This is a genomic window from Neisseria dentiae, assembly GCF_024580525.1.
Classification (GTDB): domain Bacteria; phylum Pseudomonadota; class Gammaproteobacteria; order Burkholderiales; family Neisseriaceae; genus Neisseria; species Neisseria dentiae_A.
Genome location: NZ_JANIKQ010000018.1, coordinates 34,010 through 52,348, shown reverse-complemented (window position 1 = coordinate 52,348; position 18,339 = coordinate 34,010). Strand labels below are relative to the sequence as shown.

Here is an 18,339-nt window from a genome sequence, read left to right as displayed (position 1 = left end):
ATGTCATTGATTGATTTACTGTTCGGCAGAAAAAACAAAACCGCCGCCGTTGCGCGCGACCGCCTGCAGATCATCATCGCCCAAGAGCGTGCCAAAGAGCAGGCTCCCGACTACCTGCCCACCCTGCAAAAAGAACTGCTGGAAGTGTTGTCTAAATATGTGCATGTATCTTTGGAAGACATTCGCATTTCCCAAGAAAAACAGAACGGCTTGGACGTGCTTGAACTGAACATTACCTTGCCGGAGCAGAAGAAGGCCGAAGAAGCATGACCTTAACCGAATTGCGCTACATCGTTGCAGTGGCGCAGGAGCGCCATTTCGGACGCGCCGCCCGCCGCTGCTTCGTCAGCCAGCCCACCCTTTCGATTGCCATTAAAAAATTGGAAGAAGAGCTGGCCGTATCGCTGTTTGACCGGAGCAGCAACGACATCATCACCACCGAAGCGGGCGAGCGCATCATCGCCCAAGCCCGCCGGGTGCTGGAAGAGGCCGATTTGATCAAGCATCTGGCCAATGAAGAACAGAACGAATTGGACGGTGCGTTCAAACTCGGCCTGATTTTCACCGTTGCCCCCTATCTGCTGCCCAAACTGATTATGTCGTTGCGCCAGAGTGCTCCGAATATGCCGCTGATGCTTGAAGAAAACTATACCCAGATTCTCACCGAATCCCTCAAGCGCGGCGATTTGGACGCCATTATCGTGGCCGAGCCTTATCACGAACCGGGCATCGTTACCGAGCCGTTATACGACGAACCGTTTTTCGTAATCGTACCCAAAGGGCATCATTTCGAAGAGCTGGACACCGTTACCCCCGCCATGCTGGCCGAAGAACAGGTGCTGCTGCTTACCGAAGGCAACTGTATGCGCGATCAGGTTTTGGCAAGCTGCTCCGAACTGGCCTCCCGCCAAAAAATACAGGGGCTGACCAACACCTTGCAAGGCAGCTCCATCAACACCATCCGCCACATGGTTGCCAGCGGCCTTTCCATCAGCGTACTGCCCGCTACCGCCCTCACCGAAAACGATCATATGCTGTTCAGCATCATTCCGTTTGAGGGCAGCGCCCCGCACCGCCGCGTGGTATTGGCCTACCGCCGCAACTTCGTGCGCCCCAAAGCCTTGTCGGCACTGCGCAATGCCGTGCTGGCATCGCAGCTAAACGGCGTGAGCTTCGTAGAAACCCAGGCCGCCTGAAACCGGCTGCTCCCGCAAACTGCAAACGGCTGCCTGCTCCAGAGCAGCCGTTTTGCTTCCGAAAGCAACTTAACATTTACAGCTTGATATAGCGGAAAACTGACTGAGATACGAAACAGTAAAATCCCCTACCCCGATTTTCGCACGACAACCCCGACAGCCCGACGCCGTATCATTCCTAACTGGATAAATATAAATTTCAGGCCGTCTGAAACATTAACCGGTGCTTTCAGACGGCCCCCAACCACTACCATACCGCATACCAAAATGACCGGATTTTTCACTCTGTTTAAAAAAGAAATTCTGCGCTTTTGGCGGGTAGGCATACAAACCGTAGCCGCCCCAATGCTGACCGCGCTGCTCTACCAACTGATTTTCTCGCACGCTGTCGGCAGATATGTGGAAGCACTGCCCAATGTGCCGTATCACGCCTTTCTGATTCCCGGCTTGGCAATGATGAGTATGACGCAGAATGCATTTGCCAACGCATCCAGCAGCCTGATTCAATCGCGCATCACCGGCAATTTAGTGTTTATCCTGCTGCCGCCCATTTCCACCCCGGCCTTTTTCTCGGCCTATGTCGGCGCATCGGTAGTACGCGGCCTGCTGGTCGGCGCGGGCGTGGTGGCCGTTACCGCCCCGTTCGGCCTGCCGATGCCGCACAATACGGCATGGATACTCGTTTTTGCGCTGCTGGGCTGCATGATTATGGGTATGTTGGGGCTGTTGGCGGGCATTGTGGCCGAAAAATTCGATCAATTGGCAGTGTTTCAAAATTTCCTGATTATGCCGCTCACTTTTTTATCGGGCGTGTTTTATTCGATCAACAGCCTGCCCGAATTTTGGCGCGGCGTGAGCCACCTGAATCCGGTTTTTTATATGATCGACGGCTTCCGCTACGGCTTTTTCGGGGTAAGCGACACATCGCCGTGGCTGTCGTTCGGCGTGGTCGGCGGGTTTACCATAGGGCTGGCCGTGTTGGTATTGGGCATTTTGAAGTCGGGCTGGAAGCTGCGCAGCTAGGGAACAACAGCATCTTAAGCATGTTGTTCTTTCTTGCACAGGCCGGAAAACAGCAGGCAGGTGTTTTCAGACGGCCTGAAGTGCTCAAATCCCGTCATTACCGCCCGCGCGGGAATGACGGCCAATAAACTTTTTCTGGTTTTTGTACAGGTCTCGGCCTCTGCAAATTTTGCAAAGGCTCAATCCGTTAGAGAATCAAGATACCAAACAGCCGGTGTTGCATTAAACAACACCGGCTGTTTTATCAAGGGGTTTTGCAAAGCCCTATTTGTGTTTTCAAACCGAAACCTTCGGCGGTTGGTTCGGACGTTTAATCGTCTTTACGGCGCACCAGCAGCACCGGCACATCGGATTTGCGCACTACGCCTTCTGCAACGGAACCCATCAGCAGGTGCATCAGGCCGGAGAAGCCGTGTGTGCCCATCACGATTAAGTCGCAGTTTTCCGCTTCGGCCTGTTCGATTAACAAATCGGCTATTTTGTCGCCCGCGCTTTCCATAATCAGGCTGTCGTAGCGCACACCTGCGGCCTCCAGCTCGGCTTGGCTTTTTTCAAGCACTTTAACGCCGGTGGCTTCCACGGCTTTGCGCAAGGCGGCGGCATCGTTAAAGGTCGGCGCGCCCCAATCGAACTGGGCAACGTCCACCACGTGTACGGCCAAAATGGCGGCATCAAGCTGTTTGGCCAGCTGGCAGGCTTCTCTCAGGGCATGCAGGGCTGCTGTGCTGTCGTCTACGGGAACCAGAATACGTTGATACATGATGCACCTCCTCGGTTTGTGGTAACGGTTGGTCTGCTTTTTTGGGGCGGTTTGTGTTTTCAGTTTATATGAGATAGACCGCTATGGGTATTTTAAGTTGCTTGGCCGAAAAGGCTTTTTGTTTTGTATCAAGTTAGTGGGCCGTCTGAACGTCAAGGCAAACCGACCGCCGGTTTTCAGACGGCCTGAAGCCTTTGTTTTCCATTGCCCGCACTACCGTTTCACCCAACCCGTGCTCAGCGCCCACTCTACGGGAGAATAGTACTTGGGGCGGTTGGCGGGTATGCCCAATGTGTCGCGGTACACCACGCGGTGGCGGTCGGCATACCAGTTGGGCACGATGATGTATTGGTGGCGCAAGACGCGGTCGAGCGCACGGGAAGCGGCCACCAATTCGGCACGGTTGGTGAAACTCTCGAAATGTTTGAGCAGGGCCTCTACGGCGGGATGGCACACACCCGCCCAGTTGCGGCTGCCGTCGGTTTTAGCGGCAGCGCAGCTGAAGTAGTCGAACTGTTCGTTGCCAGGGCTTTCGCTGTTGGCATACACCGTGATGGTCATATCGAAATCGAAGCTGTTGAGCCGCTTTTGGTAAACGGCGGGGTCGGCCACGCGCACGTTCATCAGCACACCGATTTTGGCCAAATCGTTGCGCCATTTTGCAGTTACGCGCTCATAGGTTTTGTTGGGGCTGAGAAACTCAATCACCAGCGGCCTGCCCTGCGGGTTGACCAAGATGCCGTTGCGGTAGCGGTAGCCTGCCTGTTCGAGCAGGGCGCGGGCTTTGAGCAGGTTGGGGCGCACGCCGAGCACGGGGTCGGTTTTGGGCGGTTCGGGCACGTTTTGGGTGAACACGGCGGCGGGCAGATGCTGTTTCACGCCGTTGAGCAAGGCCAATTCTGCACCGGCAGGTTTGCCGCGTGCGGCGGTTTCTCCGTTGGTGAAGAAGCTGTTGCTGCGTCGGTAGGTGCTGTAAAACAGGCGTGTGTTGGTGTTTTCAAAATCGAAACTTTCCACCAGCGCCTGCCGCACGCGGATATCGTCGAAAGGCTTGCGGCGCAGGTTCATCACGAAACCCTGCATGCCGGCGGTGTTGTTGTGCCGCCATTCGTGTTTGTGCAGTTTGCGTTTCGCCAACACGGCATCGGGATAGGCGCGCGCCCAGTTGCGGGCGATGTTTTCCTGCACGAAATCGTATTGCCCGCCTTTGATGCCTTCGATGCGCACGCTGTCGTCTTTGTAATATTTGAAGCGCACGGTGTCGAAGTTATACATGCCTTTGCGCACGGGCAGGTTTTGCGCCCAATAGTTTTTGTCGCGCACGAATTCGCTCAGGCGGCCTGCGTCGGTTTTGTGCAGGCGGTAGGGGCCGGAGCCGATAGGCGGGGTGTTGGCTGCGGCGGCGAGGCCTTTGGGATAGCTTTTATGCGAAAACACGGGCAGCTCGCCCAAAGTCATGTGCAGTTCAGCGTTGCGCTTTTTGAAGCGGAACACCGCCGTGCGCTCATCAGGGGTTTCTACGCGCGCCACGTCTGCCCAATAAAAACGGTACATGGGCGCGGCGGCTTTGTCGCGGGTGAGGGTGTTGAACGAGGCGGCCACGTCTTTGGCCAACACGGGGTCGCCGTTGTGAAAGCGTGCTTTGGGGTTGAGTTTGAAGGTTACGGAAAGGCCGTCTGAAGCCGGAGAAATGTCTTCCGCCAGCAGGCCGTACATGGCAAACGGCTCGTCTTTGCCTTTTTCGGCCAGCGTGTCGAGCGTGAGCATAACGGTGCCCGCCTCATGGTCGCCTTTGAGCGTAAACGGGTTGAGCGTATCGAAGCTGCCGGGCGCAGGCAGCGTAAACGTGCCGCCTTTGGGCGCATCGGGGTTGACATAACCGAACGATTTGAAGCCGGCAGGGTGCAGCACGGGCTGGCCCAAAGCCAAACCGTGGGCGGCGTGGGCGTGGGCGGCGGCGCAAAACAGCAGCAGGGCGGAAAAAGTTTTCATCTCAAAACGCTTAACAAAAAATGCGGAGCTTATTGTAGCCTATCGGCAGAATTGCCCAAACACCGTTTTAGAGTTAAACCATTTGCTGAGCAGATGATAACAAGCCGGAACCTTGACAAAATCTGCTCAGGCCGTCTGAAAACCGGAAGCCCGTATTTGCACACCGACCCGCCATGCTGCTCAATAACCCTGCCCAACCCGAAAAGGTTTGTATAAAAAAGCAGCGTTCGCGTCTATAATACGGCCACCCGCCCAACCCGACAGCCGACAAATGAAATTCGCTTTCTTTATCTTATATTTAATTCAACTGCTGCCGTTTTGCCTGATTCACAAACTGGCCGACTTTGTCGGCTTTTTGGCTTATTACGCCGTCAAACCGCGCCGCAAAGTGGGCGAAACCAATTTACGGAAATGCTTTCCCGAGTGGAGCGAAACCGAACGCACCGCCGTGCTGAAACGCCATTTCCAACACATGGCCAAACTGATGTTCGAATACGGCCTTTATTGGTATGCCCCCGCCGAACGCCTGCGCCGCTTCGTTCGCTATCAAGACAAACACCATCTCGACGACGCGCTGGCAGCGGGCGAAAAAGTGATTCTGCTCTACCCCCACTTCACCGCGTTTGAAATGGCCGTTTACACCCTCAACCAAGACGTGCCGCTTACCAGCATGTATTCCCACCAGAAAAACCGGGCGATGGACGAGCAGATTCTCAAAGGCCGCCACCGCTACAACAACGTGTTTTTAATCGGCCGCACCGAAGGTTTGCGGGCGATTATCAAACAAATCCGCAAAAGCGGCACCCCCTTTCTCTACCTGCCCGACCAAGATTTCGGCCGCAACGACTCGATTTTCGTCAACTTTTTCGGCATTCCCACCGCCACCATTGCCGGATTGAGCCGCATCGCAGGCTTAACCGGTGCCAGAGTTATCCCCGCTATCCCCACCCGTGAAGCCGACAACACCGTAACGCTGCGTTTTTATCCCGCCTGGGAAAACTTTCCCACCGAGAGTGCGGAGGCCGACACGCAGCGCATGAACGACTTTATCGAAGCGCGCGCACGCGAACACCCCGAACAATATTTCTGGCTGCACAAACGTTTCAAAACCCGCCCCGAAGGCGAGCCGGGCTTTTACGGCTAACGTTTCAGACGGCCTTTAAACAATACAAGCCGCCTTTCTTAACGTATTAAAGAAAGGCGGCATTTTTTATTGCCGAACACCGGATTACACGCCGCTACTTATTAATCTTTCGGCATAGCCGATATTGTACGGCAGCAACACCGTCCAAAATAAACCCCTGAAATTCAAACCACTACACTATTGCCGTTGTTGGAAAACAATAATGCGACACCTCAAATCCTGATAATAAATATCTCAAAAACAGCAGATTTCCCCAAAAAATATAGAAAACTGCCAAACAACAGCCATAAAATTCCAAAAACACCAACTGCCAATCATTCAAAACCTGCATAAAAATCAAAAACTTTGCAACAAGGGCTTGGCAAGACGGCAAAAAGCGGGTAAATTCCGACTACGCCCCACTACACGAAATCAATAACGTGTAAACGGTATTCCAAAAATCAAGCGAGAACAAAGGAGTTAACAGAGATGGCAAATTACCAAAACGAAATCAAACAAGCAGCAGAGCTGAAGCAGCAGATGGGTTCGGGCTGGAGCGCGATTACCCCCGAATACGTTGCCCGTATGCGGCTGCAAAACCGCTTCAAAACAGGCTTGGATATCGCCAAATACACCGCCGCCATTATGCGCCGCGACATGGCCGAATACGACGCCGACCCCGCAAACTACACCCAATCGCTCGGCTGCTGGCACGGTTTTGTCGGCCAGCAAAAACTGATTTCGATTAAAAAACACCAAAAAACCACCAACAAACGCTACCTGTATCTCTCCGGCTGGATGGTGGCCGGCATGCGTTCCGAATTCGGCCCGCTGCCCGACCAATCCATGCACGAAAAAACCAGCGTTCCGGCTTTGATTGAAGAGCTGTACACCTTCCTGAAACAGGCCGACGCCCGCGAGCTTGACCTGCTGTTCACCGCGCTGGATGCCGCCCGCGCCGCCGGCGACAAAGCCAAAGAACAGGAAATCCAAAACCAAATCGACAACTTCGAAACCCACGTTGTGCCGATTATCGCCGATATCGACGCCGGTTTCGGCAACGCCGAGGCCACCTATCTCTTGGCCAAGAAAATGATTGAAGCAGGCGCCTGCTGTATCCAAATCGAAAACCAAGTTTCCGATGAAAAACAATGCGGCCACCAAGACGGCAAAGTAACCGTTCCGCACGTTGATTTCTTGGCGAAAATCAACGCCGTCCGCTACGCATTCTTGGAATTGGGCGTGGACGACGGCGTGATTGTCGCCCGCACCGACTCTTTGGGCGCCGGCTTAACCAAACAGATTGCCTACTCATTGCAGCCGGGCGATTTGGGCGATCAATACAACAGCTTCTTAGACGGCGAAGAAATCACCGACCTGAGCCAAATCAAACCGGGCGACGTGATTGTGAACACCAACGGCAAAACCATCAAGCCCGTGCGCCTGCCGAGCAACCTGTTCCAGTTCCGCAAAGGCACTGGCATCGACCGTGTGGTGCTTGACTGCGTAACCTCGCTGCAAAACGGCGCCGACTTGCTGTGGATCGAAACCGAAAAACCGCACATCGGCCAGATTAAAGAAATGGTGGACAAAATCCGCGAAACCATTCCGAACGCCAAACTGGTGTATAACAACAGCCCCTCGTTCAACTGGACGCTGAATTTCCGCCAGCAAGTGTTCGACGCATGGCAGCAGGCCGGCAAAGACGTATCTGCCTACGACCGCGCCAAACTGATGAGCGTGGATTACGACGATACCGATTTGGCCAAAGAAGCCGACGAACGCATCCGCACGTTCCAAAAAGATGCGTCTGCCCAAGCCGGTATCTTCCACCACCTGATTACCCTGCCCACTTACCATACCGCCGCCTTGTCAACCGACAATCTGGCCAAAGGCTACTTTGCCGACCAAGGCATGCTGGCTTATGTGAAGGGCGTTCAGCGTGAAGAAATCCGCCAAGGTATCGCCACCGTGAAACACCAAAACATGGCCGGTTCCGACATTGGCGACAACCACAAAGAATACTTTGCCGGCGAAGCCGCACTGAAAGCGGGCGGTAAAGACAACACCATGAACCAATTCTCGTAAGAGACCGTTTCAGACGGCCTCAACGAAAGGCCGTCTGAAACTGACCTCTTTATCTGCATAGAGTTGAGCTGTGCGGATAAAGTGCAGGCGCAAGCCTGTATTGTTTGTGAAGCGTAAATCTCTGATTTGAGGTATTCGGGCAATCCGCAAGGGTTGCCCGCTTTTTTTGCCTGCAAACCGAACAGCTTACTGAATCATCTTCTGCATACAGATATAGTGGATTAACTTAGCTTTCGCTACGGCGTTGCTGCGCCTTAGCTCAAAGAGAACGGTTTTGTAAGCCGCTAAGGCGGCAACGGAATCGGTTCCGCACTACTTGCACTGTCTGCGGCTTGCCGCCTTGTATCGAAGTAATTCAATCCACTATACAAACGGCATTTTTTGAAACCCCGGGGCCTTTGCAAAATACCTTACGGCCGTCTGAAATGTTTAAATACCGTTATTTCCGCGCAGGCGGGAACAACGGTATCCAGGCTTGTTTAGGGGGCAGTTTGATTTTTGCAAGACCTTACCCTTGTCACGGCTTGCGCCCCAGCAGGTAAATCACCGAGCTGACGCCTTGATGGCGGCTGCCTTCGCTCATATCGCGCAAGCTGTGTTCGGCCACCAGCCATTCCAAACCGTGCAGCGCCTGCTGCATTTCTTCCAGCGTGCCGAGCATGGCGGGGTCGGACGGGCCGCCGGTGCCGCGGCCGATTTGGTCGGGGTGGTAGAACACACCGGCAAATAGGCCGCCGCTTTGCAGTGCGGTTATCATGCGTTGCAGGGTGCGGCTGCGCTCGGGTTCGGCAAAGTGGCAGAATACCGAGGTAATCACGGCATAATGGTCGGTCGGTAAATCCATTTCGGAGATGTTGGCCAAGCGGGTGGCAAACCGCACGCCTTTTTGCTGCGCCAGTTTTTGCGCTTTTTCCAGCCCTCTGGCCGACATATCCACACCTTCGGCTTCCAAACCGAGCTGCGCCAGAAAAATGCCGTTGCGCCCTTCGCCGGTGGCCAAATCCAATGCCCTGCCCTGCGCAGGCAGATAGGGGCGGATACGGGCGATAAATTCGTTTGGCTCGGTGCCGAACACATATTCTTCGGGCTGGTAGCGTTCGTCCCATTTCGACATGGTGTGTCTCCTATCTGATTATTTGAGATCTTTGCAAAAATACCTTGAGGCCGTCTGAAAACATTCGCTTTTCGCCTGAATGGCACATGCCGGATTATCGGTTCAAGCCCGATAATGGCTGAATCTAACATTTCAGACGGCCTTAAGGTACGCCGGCGCGGGCGCTTTCCAGCTGCACCACCGTTGCTTGGGTTTGGCCGTCTGAAAGCGTGAAAACGGTGTTTTCCCGGCTGCCGTCGGCAAGCTGGCGGTAGCTGATGCGGTAGCTGCCCGAGGGCAATTTGAATGCGGTAAAGTCGGCGCGCGGGGGGATATAGATGGTACGCAGGGCAGTATTGCCGCTTTCTGGGTAAATCTGCGCCAACACGGCTGAGCGGTTGGCCTGATTGTCGATTTTCACCATGCCGTTGCCGGTTTCGGCCAGCACGGGATAGCCTGCCATATATTGTGCGAATTCGGGATAGCTCGCCGGTGCGGTGTCGGCCCGGGCAACGGGCATATCGGCGGCAGCCTCCCGCTGTTGGCCGGCCAGCCAAAACAGCGCGCCGATTAAGGCGGCGAAAAACAGCAATCCCAACCACAAACGCCGCGCATACAGGGCTTGGGCAAATAGGCCGGGTTCGGGTTCGCGGTTTTTCGGCATGGGTGAAGAAACCGGTTTTTCAGCCGCGCCTTGGGCGGCTATCCATTCGTCGTGGGCACGGCGCTGCTCGGGGTCGGAAAGCACGGCATAAGAGCGGTTGACCAGGCTCATGATGCGTTCGGCATCGGGGTTGTCGCGGTTTTGGTCGGGGTGGTATTTTTTGCACAGCGAGCGGTAGGCGGCACGGATCACTTCAATCGGCGCATCTTGCGCGACTTTGAGGTTGTCGTAATGGGTGCGTATGCGTTTTGCCATCGTGGCCGCCGTGTTGAATGGAAAACTGCGATTATATTCAATCTTCTGTAAAAATAGGTTTTTCTGCATTATCAGGCCGTCTGAAAAAAACTTTTCAGACGGCCTGATGCCTTTGCAAAAATACCTTCCAACATCTTAAACCCTCTGCGTTATGCTCGGGCTTGACCCAAGCATCTCTTTGTTTCAAGAGAAATCACAGATACCCGGGTTGGGCACAGGTATGACGGGGTAAAAATATTTTTCAGGATAGGGCAGGGTTTTTGCAAAGGTTTCTACCTTACTTTCCTGATTCTTTCTGAATATTCCCGCGCGGCAGCCACACGCTCACTTTCAGGCCGTGGTCGAACTGTTCGGCATCGGCCAGCGTGATGCGGCCGCCGTAGCGTTCGGTGATGGTTTTGGCAATCGACAGCCCCAGGCCGCTGCCTTCGGTGTTGCTGCCCAAAATACGGTAAAACGGGTCGAACACGCGTTCGCGCTCTTCGGGCGGGATGCCGGGGCCGTTGTCTTCCACTTCTATCAGGCAGCCGCCGTTGTGCGCTTTGGCGCTCACGTCGATTCTGCCGTTTTCGGGCGTGTAGGAAATGGCGTTTTCGGTTAGGGTTTTAAGCAGGGTATAGATTTCGGTTTCGTCGCCGAAAAGCTCGGTTTCGTCGTTGCAGCCTGCGCCCAAATCGATGTTTTTGGCTTCGGCCAGCGGGTATAAATCCTGTATCAGCCGCCGGCAGGTGCGGCTGACCTGTATGGTTTGCTGCACCCGTTTTTCGTCGGACTGCGCCCTTGCCATCGACAGCAGCTGTTCGAGCAGGCGGCGGTTGCGGCGTATGCCTTCGCGCAGTTCGTTAACCAGCTGCGCGGTGTCTGCGGGCAGGCCGCGGGTGTTCAGGCGTTCGGCCTGAAGCGAGAGCGCGGTCATCGGCGAGCGCAGTTCGTGGGCGGCATCGGCGATAAAGCGCTGCTGGCGGTAAACGCCCTCCCCCACGCGCCGCAGCAGGTGGTTGATGGCTTCGGTGAAGCCGTAGATTTCCTGCGGGATATTGGCGGCGGTAAGCGGCGAGAGGTCGTTTTCGTTACGCATTTCGGCCTGTTTCGACAATTCGGCCACCGGCCGCAGGGTGATGTGGATAATCAGCATACTCAACAGCACGGCCACGGGGGCGAGCACCAGCAGGGGCAGCACGGCGTGCCAGGCGCTGTCGAACGCTACGTCGTCGCGGAATTCGGTTTCCTGAATAAAGGCGAAGCGGCTGCCGTCGGGATAGTGGTGGATATAGGCGCGGTAGGGTTTGCCTTTTTGTTTGTCGGTGATGTCGGAAAAGCCTTCTTGCTCGCCTGCTGGCAGGTTGAAGCGGCTGTTGTCGCTCAGGGGCTGGATGTAGATGCGGGTGTCGTTATCGATTTCGGTGTAGCCGGTATCGCCCGCCAGCTCGTTTTTCTGCGTGAGCATTGCCGCCTGTCTGAGCAGGTCGTCTTGCAGCTCCTGCGCTTCTTCAAACATGGTGTAGAAGGTGGAAATCCCCGAAACCACGGCGGTAAGCAGGATAATCAGGGTGAGGAATACGGAAAGGCGGGCCTGTATCGAGGGATGGCGGGACATAAAACGGTAAAACCTTTCGGAATGAGTGTTTTCAGACGGCCTGCCAAGCGCTCGAGCCGTAGCGGGAAATAAAAAACGGTTTATAACGGTTCGCACGCCTTTTGGCAAAAGTTGCAGAACGTCTGAAAGCAAACGGGAACCGCGCCGGTTAATCTTCGCTTTTTTTCGACACCAGCCAGCCGACGCCGCGCACGTTTTTGATGCTGTCGTGGCCGAGTTTTTTGCGCAGGGCGTGAATCAGGTAGTCGATGGCGTTGCTTTCGGGTTCTTCGCCCCAGGCATACACTTTGTCTTCCAAATCGCTGCGCGAAAGTATGGTGCCCGGGTGCAGCATCAGCGCGTGCAGTATGGCGAATTCGCGGTTTGATAGGGGCACGTTTTCGCCGCTGTCGTGGCGTTTGGCGTAATAGGTGGCAGGGTCGAGCGTGAGCACGCCGTTGTCGAGCGTGTTGACGGCGCTGCCGCCGGTGCGGCGCATCACGGCGCGGATGCGGGCGAGCACTTCCGACATTTCGAAAGGTTTGATGATGTAGTCGTCGGCGCCGTTGTCCAAGCCTTGCAGGCGGCTGGTGATGTCGTCGCGGGCGGTAAGTATCAGCACGGGCAGGGTCAGGCCGCGCGAGCGGATGTCGTGCAGCACTTGCAGGCCGTCTTTATACGGCAGGCCCAAATCGAGCAGCACGGCATCGTAGGGCTGGGCGGCCAGCGTATCGACGGCGGCTTTGCCGTCGCGCACCCAATCGACGGTGTAGCGGCTGTCTTTCAGGCTGCCCTCCACCGCACGGCCGATCATGTTGTCGTCTTCTATCAATAAAATTCTCATGGCTCTTCCCTTTAACGGCGGCAAACCCAATCATCGCTGCGGCTTGATGATTGGGTTGCATATCCGTTGTTTGGCCGTCTGAAAAATCAGACCGCGCAGGTTTCAGACGGCCTCGACTATTGTATCCCTTTGCCGCTTAATCGTCGTAATCCACAAAAGAATTCAGCACTTTGCCGCTGTTGGCGTCCACAATCACTTTGTGCGGCACATTGTCGGTGCCGAGGATATCAACCTTATACACCAGTTGGCCGCGGTTGCTGTCGCGTTCGGCCTCCATCACGCGGCCTTGAACGGTGCTTTGGGCGGCTTGGATGGCGCGCTCCAGCGACACGGCGGCTTTGCGGGCGGGCTTCCATTCGGTTTCGGCTTTGCTGCCGACAACCTTGCCGCTGACGGCGTCAACATAAACGGTGTGCTCCTGCTGGCCGTTGCGCACTTCCACATGGTAAACGGGCGTGCCGTATTTGCCTTTCAGCTGGATTTCGGTGGCTTGGCCGCCGGCCTGTTTCTGTGCGGCGGCAATGGCCTGCGCGGGCGTTACCTGGGTTTGCGCCACGGCGGCGATTTTTTGCCGGCCATTATCGGCCAAAGCATAACCGCTGACGGCCAGCAAAGAAGCCAAGCCGGCGGCGGCCAAAGTGTTGAAGCGTGTTTTCATAATCGCACTCCTAAAAAATATCGGGATAAAAAGATGGAATCCGCAGTTGCCGGCTTTCCGATGCAGCGCATTGTAGAGGGCGATATTTATGCCAAAATTAGGCGTGGTTTAAATTGTGTAAAGAAAAAGGCCGTCTGAAAAATAATATTTTCAGACGGCCTTTTTCTTTATTGGCGTTCAAGCTTACAGATAGAACTTTTCAACCACTTTCAAGTTATCGTCGAGCTTATACACCAAGGGCTGGCCGGTGGGGATTTCCAGGCCCATGATGTCGTCGTCGGAAATGCCTTCGATATGCTTGGCCAGTGCGCGCAGCGAGTTGCCGTGGGCAGCCACCAGCACGCGTTTGCCGCTCAAAATGGCGGGGGCGATTTGGTCTTCCCAGAAAGGCAGCACGCGCTCGAGGGTAACTTTCAGGTTTTCGCCGTCGGGCACCACATCGGCCGGCAGGTTGGCGTAGCGGCGGTCGTTGTGGGCCGAAAATTCGTCGCTCGGGTCGAGCAGCGGTGGCAGGGTGTCGTAGCTGCGGCGCCAGATGTGCACCTGCTCGTCGCCGTATTTTTCGGCGGTTTGTTTTTTATCCAAACCCTGCAACTGGCCGTAGTGGCGCTCGTTCAAACGCCAGCTTTTCACTTGCGGCACCCACAGCTGGTCGCTCTCTTCCAGCACGATGTTGCAGGTTTTGATGGCGCGGGTTAACACCGAAGTGAAGGCGATGTCAAACAGATAACCCTTCTCTTTCAGCTTTTTGCCCGCTGCGGCGGCTTCGGCCAGACCCTGCTCGCTCAGTTTCACGTCGCGCCAGCCGGTAAACAGGTTTTTGGCGTTCCATTCGCTTTGGCCGTGGCGGATAAATACTAATTCCATGTGCTTGCTCCAATACGGGTTTTGAAAACCTGCTTTATAACATATTTTGCCGCCGCCGTTGCGCATAGCGGCCGCCGGTTTGACCGATATTAAAGTCTGCCCCGTTCAGACGGCCTTGAGGCCTTTGCAAAACCCCCATCTGCGGCGCATTTCTGCGTTGTGCGCTGCTCGCTTGCTTGCCTAACTCCATGTTATGTCTGCGCTCGCTGCGCTGCTACGCCTTGAACTGCATCCGCATCTGGGGGTTTTGCAAAGGTCTCAGCCTGAACCTTTTTGCCGTGCAGGCCGTCTGAAAATATGTTAGCTTAAAAAATCAAACCCTTTTTCATGTTGTTATCAAGGATCAGGATGCCCATGCCCACACTCACCGCCTACATCAACGGCGCCTACGCCGCCGAAAACCCCGCCGCCGAAACCTTTGCCGATATCAACCCCGCCAACGGCGAAACCCTTGCCCTCGTGCAACAGAGCACGGCCGAAGAAATCGAAGCGGCGGTGGCCTCCGCCGCGACGGGGCAGAAAATTTGGGCGGCGATGACGGCGGCGGAACGCAGCCGTATTCTTTTAAACGCCGTGGCGATACTGCGTGAACGCAATGACGAACTGGCGCGCATCGAAACGCTCGACACCGGCAAACCCTTGAGCGAAACCCTGTATGTGGACATCGTTACCGGTGCCGACGTCATCGAATATTACGCCGGTTTGGCGCAAGCCATCGAAGGCCGCCAGATTCCGCTGCGCGAAACCGCGTTTGCCTACACGCGCCAAGAGCCGTTGGGCGTGGTGGCGGGCATCGGCGCATGGAACTACCCGATTCAAATCGCCATGTGGAAAGCCGCGCCCGCGCTGGCCGCAGGCAATGCGATGGTGTTCAAACCCAGCGAAATCACGCCGATGGGCGCACTGAAACTGGCGGAAATCTTCACCGAAGCCGGCCTGCCCGACGGCGTGTTCAACGTGGTTCAAGGCGATTGGCGCGTGGGTGAGGCTTTGAGCAGCCACCCCGAAATCGCCAAAGTGTCGTTCACCGGCGGCGTGGTCACCGGCAAAAAAGTGATGGCGCAGGCCGCATCGTCTTCTTTGAAAGACGTAACCATGGAGCTGGGCGGCAAATCGCCGCTGATTATCTGCGAAGATGCCGACTTAGGTTTGGCGGCAGACATCGCGCTGATGGCGAATTTTTACAGCTCCGGCCAAGTGTGCACCAACGGCACGCGCGTGTTTGTGCCCGCCAAGCTGAAAGCCGATTTCGAAGCCGCCGTACTCGAACGGGTGGCGCGCATCCGCGCGGGCGACCCGCTGGACGAAAACGTGAATTTCGGCCCGCTCGCCAGCTTTCCCCATATGGAAAAAGTGCTCGCCTACATTGAAAGCGGCAAACGAGAAGGAGCGCGCCTGATTGCGGGCGGCGGCCGTCTGAAAGAAAACGGCTTGGCAAACGGCGCCTATGTCGCGCCCACCGTATTTACCGACTGCACCGACGAGATGGCCATCTGCCGCGAAGAAATTTTCGGGCCGGTGATGAGCATTCTGGCCTACACCACCGAAGAAGAAGTGGTGGTGCGCGCAAATCACACCGGCTACGGGCTGGCCGCCGGCGTGGTGTCGTCCGATCTCAAACGCGCCCACCGCATCATCGGCAAATTGCAGGCCGGCATCTGCTGGATCAACGCCTGGGGCGAATCGCCCGCACAAATGCCGGTGGGCGGTTACAAACAATCCGGCATCGGCCGCGAAAACGGTGTGCAAACTCTGATGCACTACACGCAAACCAAATCGGTGCTGGTTGAATTGGGGGATTACCAATCGGTGTTTTAAGGCCGTCTGAAAAGCAGCCTGAAACACCGAAAGGCCGTCTGAAAATACCCAAACACCGTCATACTCGGGCTTGACCCGAGTATCTAGTATTTCTTTCGGAACAATGAGATGCTCGGGTGAGGTGGAATATTAACCGGCCCGCTCTATCGCCGCGGGTGGCGACCTACTTTTTTTGCTTCGCCAAAAAAAGTAGGCAAAAAAAGGCGACTGCGGCAACAGGTTCGCTGCGCGAACTACCCTCACACAACGTGATTTTGTCGGGGCGTGCGAACTCACAACGCTGCGCGTTGCTCGGACAAGCGCACGCCTTTATCCGCCAAAATCACGCCGTGTTCGGCTGTTGCAGCAGATTAAGTGCACCGGCTCCGGCAGAAACAGAAATTCAAACGTTTTGATTGGCAGCTTGCATCACGCACCGAAAGGCCGTCTGAAAACAGCAAAGGATAATCTATGACCAAATCATTAAAACCCGCCTACGACTACATCATCATCGGCGCCGGCAGCGCGGGCAACGTGCTGGCCGCACGCCTGACCGAAGACGAAAACGTGTCCGTGCTGCTCTTGGAAGCCGGCCTGCCCGACTACCGTCTCGACTTCCGCACCCAAATGCCCGCCGCGCTGGCGATGCCGCTGCAAGGCACCACCTACAACTGGGGCTACAAAACCGACCCCGAGCCGTTTATGAACAACCGCATTATGGATTGCGGGCGCGGCAAAGGTTTGGGTGGCTCGTCGCTGATTAACGGCATGTGCTATATCCGCGGCAACGCGCTCGATTTCGACCATTGGGCGCAAAAACCCGGCCTGGCGGATTGGGCATATCTGAACTGCCTGCCCTACTTCAAAAAAGCCGAACACCGCGATGCGGGCGAAAACGCCTATCACGGCGGCAGCGGGCCGATACACGTTACCACCGCCAAACCGGGCGCGAATCCTTTGTTTGAAGCCATGATTCAGGCCGGCACGGATGCGGGCTACCCGCGCACCGACGATTTGAACGGCTACCAACAGGAAGGCTTCGGCCCGATGGACCGCTTCGTTACCCCCAACGGCCGCCGCGCCTCCACCGCCCGCGGTTATCTCGATATGGCGCGCCACCGCGAGCGGCTCACCATTCTCACCGGCGCATTAACCGATGTGGTGCTGTTCGACGGCAAACGCGCACGCGGCGTGCGCTTCGAACACCAAGGCCGTCTGAAAACGGTTGAAGCGCAGCGCGAAGTGATTGTGTGCGCCGGCGCCATCGCCTCGCCGCAGCTTCTGCAACGCAGCGGCATCGGCCCCGGCGCATGGCTCAAAGAAGCGGGCGTGGCCGAAGTGCTCGATTTGCCCGGCGTGGGCAACAACCTGCAAGACCATCTCGAGCTATACATGCAATACGAATGCAAAGAGCCGGTTTCCATCGCCCCCGCAACCAATTGGTGGAACAAACCCGCCATCGGCGCCGAATGGCTGTTTTGCGGCACCGGCTTGGGCGCCACCAACCACTTTGAAGGCGGCGGCTTTATCCGCAGCCACGAAAAATTCGCCTGGCCGAATATCCAATACCACTTTCTGCCCATCGCCGTGCGCTACGACGGCCGCAACGCCAGCAAAGCCCACAGCTTTCAGGCACACGTCGGCTCGATGCGCTCGCCCAGCCGCGGCCGCGTGAAACTCAAATCGGCCAATCCCGCCGAACACCCGAGCATACTCTTCAACTACATGAGCCACGAGCAGGATTGGGAAGAATTCCGCGCCGCCATCCGCATCACCCGCGAAATCATGAACCAGCCCGCGCTCGACCGTTACCGGGGCGCAGCGATCACGCCGTCTGAAAACCTGCAAAGCGATGCCGAGTTAGACGAATATGTGCGCAACCACGCCGAAACCGCCTACCACCCTTCCTGCACCTGCGCGATGGGCGAAGGCAACGACGCGGTAACCGACGGCGAAGGCCGCGTGCACGGCATAACCGGCCTGCGCGTGATCGATGCCTCGATTATGCCCGACATCATCACCGGCAACCTCAACGCCACCACCATTATGCTGGCCGAGAAAATCGCCGACAAAATCCGCGGCCGCACCCCGCTGCCCAAGTCCGACGCGCCTTATTACGTTGCCGGCGGCGCACCGGTGCGCGGCGAGCCGAAACGCGGTTCATAAACGCAAACAGGCCGAGGCTTTTGCAAAAATCCATTTTAATGCTGAATTTATTTATATTTCGTCATACTCGGGCTTGACCCGAGTATCTGTTATCCCTTTAAAACGACAAGATGCTCGGGTCAAGCCCGAGCATGACGCAAGTGTTTAAGGCATCGAAAAGAATTTTGCAAAGGTTTCAGGCCGTCTGAAAAGTTTTCAGACGGCCTGATTTAAAATCATACCGCAACGGTTTGCCGC

Annotated in this window: 15 protein-coding genes and 1 pseudogene; 8 read left to right on the top strand and 8 right to left on the bottom strand. The window is 56.0% G+C overall.

Annotation, left to right across the window (positions count from 1 at the left end; translation table 11 throughout):
* The 3 genes from minE (at position 1) to NQ012_RS10590 (ending at position 2,219) form a co-directional block, all read left to right on the top strand.
* Positions 1 to 270 (top strand): cell division topological specificity factor MinE, encoded by a 270-nt coding sequence (gene minE, locus NQ012_RS10600; protein ID WP_085366804.1) that lies wholly within the window; start codon positions 1 to 3, stop codon positions 268 to 270.
* Entirely contained in the window at positions 267 to 1,196 is a 930-nt protein-coding gene (locus NQ012_RS10595; RefSeq protein ID WP_085366805.1) for a hydrogen peroxide-inducible genes activator, read from the top strand. The genes minE and NQ012_RS10595 overlap by 4 nt, the downstream gene beginning before the upstream one ends.
* Positions 1,197 to 1,463: 267 nt before the next feature.
* Positions 1,464 to 2,219, top strand: coding sequence for an ABC transporter permease (locus NQ012_RS10590; RefSeq protein WP_257067561.1), 756 nt, complete (start codon positions 1,464 to 1,466; stop codon positions 2,217 to 2,219).
* Between the two features lie 310 nt (positions 2,220 to 2,529).
* On the opposite strand, the gene NQ012_RS10585 is transcribed toward NQ012_RS10590, so the two are convergent.
* Together NQ012_RS10585 and NQ012_RS10580 are read right to left on the bottom strand one after the other, a co-directional pair.
* Positions 2,530 to 2,979 (bottom strand): universal stress protein, encoded by a 450-nt coding sequence (locus tag NQ012_RS10585; protein ID WP_257067560.1) that lies wholly within the window; start codon positions 2,977 to 2,979, stop codon positions 2,530 to 2,532.
* 213 nt (positions 2,980 to 3,192) lie between these two features.
* Positions 3,193 to 4,971: an extracellular solute-binding protein gene (locus NQ012_RS10580; protein WP_257067559.1), complete on the bottom strand. Its 1,779-nt coding sequence runs from the start codon at positions 4,969 to 4,971 to the stop codon at positions 3,193 to 3,195.
* Between the two features lie 271 nt (positions 4,972 to 5,242).
* Here NQ012_RS10580 and NQ012_RS10575 point away from each other — a divergent pair, with 271 nt between their 5' ends.
* Positions 5,243 to 6,115 (top strand): lipid A biosynthesis lauroyl acyltransferase, encoded by an 873-nt coding sequence (locus tag NQ012_RS10575; protein WP_257067558.1) that lies wholly within the window; start codon positions 5,243 to 5,245, stop codon positions 6,113 to 6,115.
* 468 nt (positions 6,116 to 6,583) lie between these two features.
* Entirely contained in the window at positions 6,584 to 8,182 is a 1,599-nt protein-coding gene (locus NQ012_RS10570) for an isocitrate lyase (RefSeq protein ID WP_257067557.1), read from the top strand.
* Between the two features lie 517 nt (positions 8,183 to 8,699).
* Here the strand turns inward: NQ012_RS10570 and NQ012_RS10565 are convergent.
* From NQ012_RS10565 to NQ012_RS10540, 6 genes are all read right to left on the bottom strand, one after another.
* On the bottom strand, positions 8,700 to 9,296 hold the full coding sequence (locus NQ012_RS10565) for a class I SAM-dependent methyltransferase (RefSeq protein ID WP_257067556.1): 597 nt from the start codon (positions 9,294 to 9,296) through the stop codon (positions 8,700 to 8,702).
* Positions 9,297 to 9,438: 142 nt separating this feature from the next.
* Positions 9,439 to 10,194 carry a J domain-containing protein gene (locus NQ012_RS10560; protein WP_257067555.1) on the bottom strand — a complete coding sequence of 252 codons (756 nt, stop codon included), beginning with the start codon at positions 10,192 to 10,194 and terminating at the stop codon, positions 9,439 to 9,441.
* Between the two features lie 277 nt (positions 10,195 to 10,471).
* The gene (locus NQ012_RS10555; RefSeq protein ID WP_257067554.1) at positions 10,472 to 11,791 is read right to left on the bottom strand and encodes a sensor histidine kinase; all 1,320 of its coding nucleotides are present in this window, start codon (positions 11,789 to 11,791) and stop codon (positions 10,472 to 10,474) included.
* A 148-nt stretch (positions 11,792 to 11,939) separates the two neighbouring features.
* On the bottom strand, positions 11,940 to 12,614 hold the full coding sequence (locus tag NQ012_RS10550; protein WP_257067553.1) for a response regulator transcription factor: 675 nt from the start codon (positions 12,612 to 12,614) through the stop codon (positions 11,940 to 11,942).
* A gap of 136 nt (positions 12,615 to 12,750) precedes the next feature.
* Positions 12,751 to 13,272 carry a PepSY domain-containing protein gene (locus tag NQ012_RS10545; RefSeq protein WP_257067552.1) on the bottom strand — a complete coding sequence of 174 codons (522 nt, stop codon included), beginning with the start codon at positions 13,270 to 13,272 and terminating at the stop codon, positions 12,751 to 12,753.
* 183 nt (positions 13,273 to 13,455) lie between these two features.
* A complete protein-coding gene (locus tag NQ012_RS10540; RefSeq protein WP_085366961.1) occupies positions 13,456 to 14,139 on the bottom strand; it encodes a 2,3-diphosphoglycerate-dependent phosphoglycerate mutase in 684 nt (227 codons plus the stop codon).
* 88 nt (positions 14,140 to 14,227) lie between these two features.
* Between NQ012_RS10540 and NQ012_RS10535 the strand changes: the two are divergent.
* The 3 genes and pseudogenes from NQ012_RS10535 (at position 14,228) to betA (ending at position 18,102) form a co-directional block, all read left to right on the top strand.
* Positions 14,228 to 14,443: pseudogene (locus NQ012_RS10535) on the top strand (lipoprotein signal peptidase).
* A gap of 50 nt (positions 14,444 to 14,493) precedes the next feature.
* Positions 14,494 to 15,957 (top strand): betaine-aldehyde dehydrogenase, encoded by a 1,464-nt coding sequence (gene betB / locus NQ012_RS10530; protein WP_257067551.1) that lies wholly within the window; start codon positions 14,494 to 14,496, stop codon positions 15,955 to 15,957.
* A gap of 450 nt (positions 15,958 to 16,407) precedes the next feature.
* A complete protein-coding gene (gene betA, locus NQ012_RS10525) occupies positions 16,408 to 18,102 on the top strand; it encodes a choline dehydrogenase (RefSeq protein WP_257067550.1) in 1,695 nt (564 codons plus the stop codon).
* Positions 18,103 to 18,339 lie beyond the last annotated feature (237 nt).